This is a genomic window from Deinococcus aquaedulcis (assembly GCF_019693445.1).
GTDB classification, from domain to species: Bacteria; Deinococcota; Deinococci; order Deinococcales; family Deinococcaceae; genus Deinococcus; species Deinococcus aquaedulcis.
This window is the reverse complement of record NZ_JAHRBL010000001.1, coordinates 626,600-635,327: the sequence shown is the minus strand read 5'-3', so window position 1 is coordinate 635,327 and position 8,728 is coordinate 626,600. Positions and strand designations below refer to the sequence as shown.

The window sequence follows — 8,728 nt, the reverse complement described above, 5'->3', positions numbered from 1 at the left end:
TACGCGCCCTGGTTCGAGCGATCAGCCGGAAGGTTGATCGTGAGGATGCACCTCTCCTGTCTCTGATTGACCGCTTGTCTCCGTCCCACACGCTCATCTGAGAAACTGTCGGGTACTGAGCCTGGGACAACGCCTGATCGGCGTCCACCTCCTCCCGGCCCTGCTGTTCGTAGAACCACGAGCGATTGACCCCATGCAGCTCGCACAGCCGACGCACCGACACCTTGGGATGCGCGACTCGCGCATCCTTGATCATTTGATGCCGTTTTTCGAGCGGTACGTCGCCAACGACTTTTTTAGAATCGTGTTCTCCAGCGACAACTGTCCGCAAAATCGTTCCAACTCGGCGATTCGTTGTTCCAACGACTGGTCGGGTTTGGCCTGGTCGGTGAACGCGGCTTCACCTCGCGCTTCGACCTCTTTGCGCCAACGGTGAATCAAGCTGGGCGAGAGGGCATGTTCTCGGCAGATCTGGGCGGTCGTCTTGTGACCCCCATTGATCTGGTTCACGATGTCAAGCTTGAATTCACGCCTGTGGGTGCGTCCGGGCATCTTGGCTCCTTCGGTGCTGTCAGCCTACGGGCTGACGGGGACGAAGTGCTTGGCCTCTTGGTCCGGTCCTAAGGGGTCAGTCCAGTCGGGATAACTCGTACACAGACCGCCTACCCCAAGGATGTCCGATTGATCCCCATTCCCAAGCACTTCAGGGGAAGACGGCCCAAATACCCCACCACGTCCCACGACCGCCAGACGGTCGAGGAGGTCCTCAGCGGTGCTGCCTGGCAGCACCTGGTCTGGCGACATGGCACCAAAGGTCCATTGTCTGGCCGCTTCGCCGCCGTCTACGTCCGGCTGGCAGATGGGGACGAGAACGCCCAGGGTCAACATTTGCCTGGTCAAGGTGCTTGGGTCATCGGGGAACAACGACGAGGAGAGGAGCGCAAATACTACACCTGCAATCTCCCACCAGAGACAGCATTTTCCCGGCTGATTGAAGTCACCAAACGGCGCTGGGCGTGTGAACTCACCCACCGGGAACTGAAGGAAGAAGTCGGCCTGGACCACTTCGAGGGGCGGTCCTGGCAAGGTCTGCACCATCACGCCGTGCTCTGTATGGTCGCGTTGAACTTTCTTCAGTGGCTCCGCCTGACGCAGCCCGACGACCTCAAAGGCGATACAGTACCCGCCATTCGTGCAGAGGTGGCAGGGGACTTGCCCCTGCCACCCCAATGCCGACATTGTCGCGCCTGCACGGCTTTATTCAGTGGTCCCTGAATATCCCCGAAGTACAGCTATCACCCGTCCTGGAACTCCCCTGACAACACCCATCCATGCACGAGCCGCCAAAGCCTGACCTGATCTTGCCCCTCCCAATGAGCTGGGGACGCCTCCCCTCCCCTTCCCCAGCACCAAACCAACCTGGGGCGACCCTACGGCCGCCCCAGGTTGAGTATTTCCTCTTTACTCGCTCTGCTTCTCTTCGGCGCTCTGGGCCAGTTCCGCGCGGCGTTCGGCGCGGGGGTCCACGTTCTGCAGCACGCGCTCAAAGGCGGCGATCACGGTATCAATCTGCTCCTTGCTGATGGTCACCGGGGGCAGGAAGCGCACCACCAGGGGCGTGGCCTGCAGGGTCAGCACGCCTTCATCGTGTTCCAGTGCGTGGATGTAGGGCGCGCTCTTTTCTTTCAGCTCCACCCCGATCATCAGGCCCAGGCCGCGCACCTCGCGGATCTTGGGGCTCTGGATGGCGCGCAGCTTTTCCATGAAGTACGCGCCCTTCTCGCGGGCCTGCTCGGCCATGCCTTCGCGCTTCATGGCGCGCAGGGCGGCCACACCAGCGGCCATGCTCAGGGGATTGCCGCCGAAGGTGGTGCCGTGGCCGCCAGCGGGCATGCGGTCCGCGACCTCGGCGGTCATGGCCAGCGCGCCAATGGGCAGGCCGCCCGCCATCGCCTTGGCCAGCGTCATGGCGTCGGGGGTCACGCCGTAGTGCTCGGTGGCGAACATCTTGCCAGTGCGGCAGAAGCCGGTCTGAATCTCGTCGAGGATCAGCAGGGCGCCCTTCTCTTTGGTGAGGCGGCGGGCTTCCTGAATGAATTCGGCGCTGGCGGGGCGCACGCCGCCCTCGCCCTGCACCGGCTCCATGATCACGGCGGCCGTCTGGTCGGTGATGGCCGCGCGCAGTTCTTCGAGATTGCCGTAGCTCACGAAGTCCACGTTCTTGTTGTCCACGGCGTCGCCGAACGGCTCGCGGTACTTGGGTTCCCAGGTGAAAGCCAGCGCGCCCAGGCTGCGGCCCGAAAAGCCGCGCTTCATGCTCACAAAGCGCTGGCGGCCGGTGGCGGTGATCGCAAACTTCTTGGCCGCTTCCATCGCCTCGGTGCCGGAGTTGCACAGGAACACCCGTTCCAGGCCCTGGGGCAGCACGCCCACGAGTTCCTGCAGGAATTCGGCGCGCTTGTCGTTGGGCAGCGTCTGAGGCATCACGATCAGGCGGTCCACCTGCTCCTTGACCGCCCGCACCACGTCCGGGTGGCTGTGGCCGATATTCGCCACGCCGTAACCCGCCACGCAGTCAATGTACGAGCGCCCGGATTCGTCCCAGACGGTGGCGCCCAGGCCCCTGGTCATCACGACGTGGTGCTTGTTGTACACGCCGCTGTCGTACTTCAGTTCAGCGTCCAGCCACTTGCTCTGTGTTGCCGTCATCTGTGGTCCTCCTGTGCTGCGGCCTGCGCCGGCCGGCAGGTGATGGGCGGCCCTGGCCCCTGGATGCCACGGAACCGCCGACTTCCTGTTCAGTGTAGGGGCTGGGGCCCCGGAAGCGCGCCCCGGGTGTCCAGGCTAGGCCTGGGCGGGCGCCGGTTTGGGCGCCCGGCGTGGGCTATTCAGCAGCAGCAGCCCGGCCAGCACCACCGCCACGCCCAGCAGCGAGGTGACACCCACTGCCTCGCCCGCCAGCGCACCCCAGAACAGGCCCCAGACCGGCAGCAGGTACGTAACCGCCGTGAGCTGCGTGGCCGACAGGCGCGAAAGCAGGCCGTAGTACAGCAGGTACGCCAGCCCACTGCCCACCACACCCAGCACCGCCAGCGCGCCCACCGCCGTCCAGGTCAGGGGCCCCGGCTGCGCGCCGGCCAGGGCCACGGGGGTCAGCATCAGCGCCGAGAGGCCCAGCTGCGACAGCGCCAGCCCCACCGGATTCAGGCCCGACAGGGTGCGTTTGGCCACCGCTGTGGCGGCGGCGTAGCCCAGGCTGGCCGCCAGCAGCAGCCCCACCCCGAACAGCGTGGCGTGCCCGCCCTGCACGCCGCCGCCTACCGTGAGCACCACGCCCCCCAGCCCCAGCAGCACGCCCAGCGCCACGCGCCCAGAGAGCTGGGCGTCGCGCAGGCCCAGGCCAATGAGCAGGCTGAACAGCGGCGTGGTGGCGTTCAGGATGGCGGCAATGTTGGAGCTGACGGTCTGCTCGCCCCAGGCGAAAAACGACCAGGGAATGACATTGTTCAGCAGCGCCACCAGCAGCAGCGGTTTCCACAGCCGCAGCGGCGGCAGGCTGTGGCGGCCCAGCGACAGTGCGCCCCAAAGCACCAGCGCCCCAAACACCGAGCGGCCCAGCGCCACCCAGGCGGGCGGAAAGACCTCCACGCTCAGGCGGATCAGCAGAAACGAGATACCCCAGAAGGCCGAGAGCAGCGCCATCTGCAGGGCGTCGGCGCGGGTCACAGCGCCGCCCCCAGCGGCCGGGGCCCGGCCAGTTCGGGCGGCAGGGGCGGCCAGCCGTCTTCCTGCACGGCCGCCTCTGCCCAGTTTTCCTTGCCGCTCCAACGCTCAATGGCCAGCGAATAGACTGCTGTGCGCGCCAGGTCGCTGTCCAGAATGGGGCGGGTGTGCTGCCCAATGCGCAGGCCCGGAAACACCCGCTCGCTGAGCACGGTCAGGGCCTCGCGGGCTTCGGTAGGGTCGGTGAGCACGCGGGCGGTGCCAAACACGATCACCGAGCGGTACTGCACCCCCAGTTCCAGCGGCGAGGTGCTGGGCAGCAGACGCCCGATTTCCGAGGCCTCAAAGGTGGCGGGGTGGCCCTGCGCGGTGTTGGCGCGCAGGCGGCCCACGAGGTTGGTGTGGTACACGAGGTCGTGCTGTTCTGGGCGATAGGCAAAGGCCAGCGGCGTCACGAACGGCCACGCCGGGCCGCCATCCTCTTGCCACACAGTCGCCACCCGGCCCAGCGGCACACGGGAGAGCAGCGCGGCGATCCAGGCGTCGTCGCGGCGGTTCTGTGGGCGGCGGCTCAGGCTGGGATCGCGCGCGGCCGGGTCGTAGAAAGCGGGGGTGGTCATGGCAGCTCCTTGGCAAAGTGGTGCGCGGTGAGGTTCAGGCCCGCGTTCAGGTACAGGCGGTGGGCGCCGTAGCGCGCTGGCCCCACGCCAGAATCCAGGTGGAATTCGGTGCAGTTGAGGTTCCGGGCTTCACCTTCCAGCCACGCCAGCAGGGCGCCCGCATGGCCCCGGCCGCGTGCTTCGGGGCGGGTGACCAGATCGTCCACGTACAGCGTCCGGCCCGCGTACAGCAGGTGCATCACGCGGTAGCCGGCCACAGCCACGGCGGCGGGCTGGTCCGCCTCAAAGGCCCCAACAAGCCGGTAGCCCTCGGGCTGGGTGAGGGCCAGGAAGGCCTGCAGGGCTTCGGGGGACGCCGTGTGCGGCGACTCCGGCCGCAGTTCGCGCAGGGCGGGCAGGGCCAGGGCCGCCGCCTCTGGGGGCAAAGAACGCAGGGTGCGGGCGGGCATGGGGGTACACTAGCGGGCATGGTGGCCCCCAGCACAGCTCCACTTTTGACGCAGACCGGGGGGCCACTTGCGGCCCGGACCGACGACCTGCCCTTTGCCCTGACCCTGGACCGGCACAGCCCAGAGCCGCTGCACGCCCAGGTGGCGCGGCAGGTGCGCGCGGCGGTGCTGGGGGGCGTGCTGCCCGCAGGCGCGCCGCTGCCCGGCACCCGCACCCTGGCGCGGGCCCTGGGGGTCACGCGCGGGGTGGCCGAGGACGCATACGCCGAACTGCTGGCCGACGGCACGGTGCAGGCCGAGGTGGGCCGGGGCACCCGCGTGCGCCCCGCCACCCCGGCCCTGCCCGCCCCGGTGGCCCCCGCCGCCCCGGTGCCCGCGTGGCTGCCCCCCACCGGGCCCCTGCCGGTGGACGCCGACCCCCCAGCTGGGGGCCTGCACTTCCGGCTGGGCGTGACCGGCACCCGCACGCTGGACACCCGCGCGTGGCGGCAGGCGTGGGCGGCGGCGGCGCGCGCCCCGGTGGGCGGCGACTATGGCGACCCCGCTGGCGAGCGCGACCTGCGCGCGGCCCTGGCGGCCTTTGTGGGGCGCCAGCGCGGCCTGGCCGCTGGCGAACAGGAGGTGCTGGTGACCAGCGGCACCCTGCACGCCCTGAACCTGATCGTGCGGGCGTTGCTGCCACCGGGCTCGGCGGTGCTGATGGAAAACCCCGGCTACCGCGCCGCGCGGCAGGTGTTTCTGGACGCCGGGCACACCCTGATCCCGGGCCCCGTGGACGAAGACGGCCTGATCGTGGGTCCGCAGACGCCCCCGGCGCGGCTGGCGTACGTGACCCCCAGCCACCAGTTCCCGCTGGGCGGGCGCATGTGCCTGCCCCGGCGCCTCGCCCTGCTGGAGTGGGCCAGAACCCACGACGCCCTGATCGTGGAAGACGACTTTGACGGCGAATTCCGCTACGACGCCCCGCCCCTGCCCACCCTGGCCAGTCTGGCGGCCCAGACGGGCGCGGCCGGGCGCGTGCTGTACCTGGGCACCCTCAGCAAGGTGCTGACCCCGGCGGTGCGCACCGGCTTTGTGGTGGCGCCCCCGGCGCTGCGCCCGGCCCTGGTGCGGGCGCGCACCCTGCTGGATTTTGGGCACCCGTTGCCGGTGCAGCAGGCCCTGTGCTGGCTGCTGGCTGGCGGACATGCCGACCGCCACATTCGCCGCGCCCGGCGCTGGCACGCGCAGGTGCGCGCCGCGCTGACCGGGGAACTGCAGGGGCTGGCCCCCCACGCCACCCTGGGCGGCATTGAGGCCGGCTTGCACCTGTGCCTGCACCTGCAGGGGGGCCTGCAGGCGAACGCCCTCGCCGCAGCCCTGGCGGCGCGGGGCCTCCACGTGAGCACCCTGGAGAGCTACACCTTCGCGGGGCCGGTTCCCGAGGCGCTGCTGCTGGGCTACGGCGGCCTAAGCGCCGCACAGGCGCAGGCAGGGGGGCGGGAACTGGCACGCCTGATTCGGGAACAGGTACAGGGGTAAGGCGGAGGGGTAGGGCTGAACCGGGTGGGGCGCTCGGTCCCAAAGTCGCTTGACTGACCTTTCCGAACAAAGACTCGGCGTCCAGACGCACACTCGCACGGCACTTTTCAGCCTCGGGCGAGACCGGCCAATGCGGGCTGCTTCCTTTCCCACAGTGCCGGGAGACGCTGAAAAACAGACGCCAGCGTCCACAGGGTTGCAGAAGTGCCTGCCTTGAGAGCGAGTCACCTGCCCCGCCTCACGGCCAAACCCTTCCCCCTCCTGCTTGCAACTTTTGGATGATCGCCTACGTACTGAGGAACATGAGAAAGCGCTTCTCCCTTCCTCTTCTCGCCGCGCTGCCTGCCGTGCTCTCGGCCTGCGGCGACGATCTGGACCTCGACCGGTACAGCCGCGTGCGGTACAACTCCTACGCCGACTGCCTGACGGCCAACCGCAGCATGATCAACCGGGGGCTGTCCAACCCCTGCCAGAAAAGCAGTGGCAGTGGCGGCGGGTATTACGGTCCCTACGCGCGCATTGTGGGCAGCACCACGCGCTACATCGGCTACACCAGCAGCGGCGGCCTGTCGGGCTCGGGCCTGACGTACGACAGCAAAAAGGGCACCTACGGCAGTTTCAAGGCGCCCGTCAGCCGGGGCGGGTTTACCGGCAGCGCACGCGCTGGCAGCTCCAGCAGCGGCAGCAGCTAAAACCGCCTTTCCGTCAAGCGGGCCGAGTACCAGAGCCACGTCTCGCGTCAGTCCCGCCAGAACTGCGCCGGGGGGCGGCCCTCCGCCCCCGGCCTGACACCCTCCCCCTTTGTGCCAAGGACCTACCATGACCAAACGCTTTCACCTGACCCTGATGACCACCGTGCTGCCCGGCCTACTGGCCTCGTGCATGGACAGCCCCGCACAGACCTACCAGACCCAGCCGGCCCAGCTGGCCACCGTGCCCGAAGGCTGTGAACTGGAGGCCGACGGCGAACTCGACTGCGACAACGACCACTCGGTCAAGCTGAAGTCCGGCAAGACCAGCAAGGCGGCCAAGGCCGCCGTGGGCGCCGTGGCGGCGGGGGCAGCCGCCCGGGCCAGCCGTTCCAGTGCGTCCCCGGCGGCCAGCGCCCCCACCGGCAGCCCGGTCAACAGCGCCTCAACGGTCTCACGCGGCGGCCTGACGAGCACCGCCCGCGCCAGCAGTTCCAGCAGCGGGTACGGCGGATGAAGCGCCTGACCCTCCCCCCCCGCCCGGACTGGGAAGCGCGGCTGCGCGAGGTGGGCTTTACGTGGTACGCCGCCACCCCCGAACACCCCGTGCCCTACTGGAGCGAGGACGGCTTTTATGCCTTCAGCCCGGCGGAAATCGAGACGCTGAAGGCCACGACCCAGGACCTGACCGACATGGTGCTGGCCGTGACCGGGCACGCCATTGAGGGCGGGCGGCTGGCCGAACTGGGCATTCCTGCCTTTTTGCACTCGGCGGTGCGCGAATCCTGGGAGCGCGACGACCCCACGGTGTACATGCGCCTGGACGTGGCCTACGACGGCCAGGGCGGCGTGAAGCTGCTGGAGGTGAATGCCCAGACGCCCACCAGCCTGCTGGAAGCGGCGGTCAGCCAGTGGCAGTGGCTCGAAGACCGCCAGCGCCGGGGCGAACTGCCCGCCGGGGCCACGCAGTGGAACACCATTCACGAGGGCCTGGGCGAGCAGTGGGCGCACCTGAAAGCGGCGCGGGGGCTGGGTGAGGTGACCTTCAGTTCGGCGCGGGTGGACGAGGACATTGCCACCGTGACCTACCTGCGCGAACTGGCCGAGGCGGCGGGTATCCGGGGGTCCTTTCTGTTTGCCGATGAGCTGGGCACCAGCCCCCAGGAAGGCTACCTGCTGGATACCTGGAGCCTGCCCATCCGGCAGCTGATGTGGCTGTGGCCCTTCGAGTATGCCTGGGAATCGCGCGACGCCGCCTTTCTGGCCAGCACCGGCACCCGCTTTCTGGAGCCGCTGTGGAAAACGGTCACTGGCAGCAAGGGCCTGCTGGCGCTGCTGCACGAGCACTATCCCGGCCACCCCGCGCTGCTGCCTGCCACTCTGAGCCCCGGGGCGCTGGGCGAGAACGTGGTGAAAAAGCCGCTGTTTTCCCGTGAAGGGCAGAATGTGCAGCTGCCCGGGCAGGCCAGCACGCCGGGCGTGTACGGCGACCTTGCAGCGGTGGAACAGGCCTACACCGAGCTGCCCACCTTTGAAGCCGAGGACGGCCCGCGTTACCCGGTGCTGGGCGTGTGGGTGGCCGGCGCCGAGGTCTGCGGCCTGGGCATCCGCGAGGGCCGCAGCCGCGTGACCGACAACCGCGCCACCTTCGCCCCCCACGTGGTGCTCTGAGCATGGGCCGGGCGAGCGATGAAGGCGGGGACCGGGGGCTGGCCCAGATCCCCGC

Annotated in this window: 10 protein-coding genes and 1 pseudogene; 5 read left to right on the top strand and 6 right to left on the bottom strand. The window is 69.0% G+C overall.

The genetic code is table 11. The annotated features are described in order from the left end of the window. On the bottom strand, window positions 1-256 hold a 256-nt coding region (locus KMW22_RS02975; protein WP_221088499.1), incomplete at its 3' end, for a hypothetical protein. Continuing rightward, a complete protein-coding gene (locus KMW22_RS02970) occupies window positions 253-552 on the bottom strand; it encodes a transposase (protein WP_221088498.1) in 300 nt (99 codons plus the stop codon). The genes KMW22_RS02970 and KMW22_RS02975, both read right to left, overlap by 4 nt. An 84-nt stretch (window positions 553-636) precedes the next feature. Between KMW22_RS02970 and KMW22_RS02965 the strand changes: the two are divergent. Beyond that, a pseudogene (locus KMW22_RS02965) lies at window positions 637-1,275 on the top strand (transposase); the annotation flags it as partial. A gap of 186 nt (window positions 1,276-1,461) precedes the next feature. Here KMW22_RS02965 and KMW22_RS02960 read toward each other — a convergent pair. From KMW22_RS02960 to KMW22_RS02945, 4 genes are all read right to left on the bottom strand, one after another. Further along, on the bottom strand, window positions 1,462-2,709 hold the full coding sequence (locus KMW22_RS02960; protein ID WP_221088496.1) for an aspartate aminotransferase family protein: 1,248 nt from the start codon (window positions 2,707-2,709) through the stop codon (window positions 1,462-1,464). Window positions 2,710-2,844: 135 nt separating this feature from the next. Further along, window positions 2,845-3,726 carry a DMT family transporter gene (locus KMW22_RS02955; protein ID WP_328774567.1) on the bottom strand — a complete coding sequence of 294 codons (882 nt, stop codon included), beginning with the start codon at window positions 3,724-3,726 and terminating at the stop codon, window positions 2,845-2,847. Further along, the gene (locus KMW22_RS02950) at window positions 3,723-4,343 is read right to left on the bottom strand and encodes a pyridoxamine 5'-phosphate oxidase family protein (RefSeq protein WP_221088495.1); all 621 of its coding nucleotides are present in this window, start codon (window positions 4,341-4,343) and stop codon (window positions 3,723-3,725) included. Before KMW22_RS02950 ends, KMW22_RS02955 begins: the two co-directional genes overlap by 4 nt. After that, window positions 4,340-4,792 carry a GNAT family N-acetyltransferase gene (locus KMW22_RS02945; protein WP_221088494.1) on the bottom strand — a complete coding sequence of 151 codons (453 nt, stop codon included), beginning with the start codon at window positions 4,790-4,792 and terminating at the stop codon, window positions 4,340-4,342. Before KMW22_RS02945 ends, KMW22_RS02950 begins: the two co-directional genes overlap by 4 nt. A gap of 18 nt (window positions 4,793-4,810) precedes the next feature. Here KMW22_RS02945 and pdxR point away from each other — a divergent pair, with 18 nt between their 5' ends. The 4 genes from pdxR (at window position 4,811) to KMW22_RS02925 (ending at window position 8,673) form a co-directional block, all read left to right on the top strand. Next, window positions 4,811-6,313, top strand: a complete 1,503-nt coding sequence (gene pdxR / locus KMW22_RS02940) for a MocR-like pyridoxine biosynthesis transcription factor PdxR (protein WP_221088493.1) — start codon at window positions 4,811-4,813, stop codon at window positions 6,311-6,313. A gap of 302 nt (window positions 6,314-6,615) precedes the next feature. Further along, a complete protein-coding gene (locus KMW22_RS02935) occupies window positions 6,616-7,005 on the top strand; it encodes a hypothetical protein (RefSeq protein WP_221088492.1) in 390 nt (129 codons plus the stop codon). A 127-nt stretch (window positions 7,006-7,132) separates the two neighbouring features. Continuing rightward, the gene (locus KMW22_RS02930) at window positions 7,133-7,519 is read left to right on the top strand and encodes a hypothetical protein (RefSeq protein ID WP_221088491.1); all 387 of its coding nucleotides are present in this window, start codon (window positions 7,133-7,135) and stop codon (window positions 7,517-7,519) included. Beyond that, the gene (locus tag KMW22_RS02925) at window positions 7,516-8,673 is read left to right on the top strand and encodes a glutathionylspermidine synthase family protein (protein WP_221088490.1); all 1,158 of its coding nucleotides are present in this window, start codon (window positions 7,516-7,518) and stop codon (window positions 8,671-8,673) included. The genes KMW22_RS02930 and KMW22_RS02925 overlap by 4 nt, the downstream gene beginning before the upstream one ends. The last annotated feature ends 55 nt before the right edge of the window (window positions 8,674-8,728 follow it).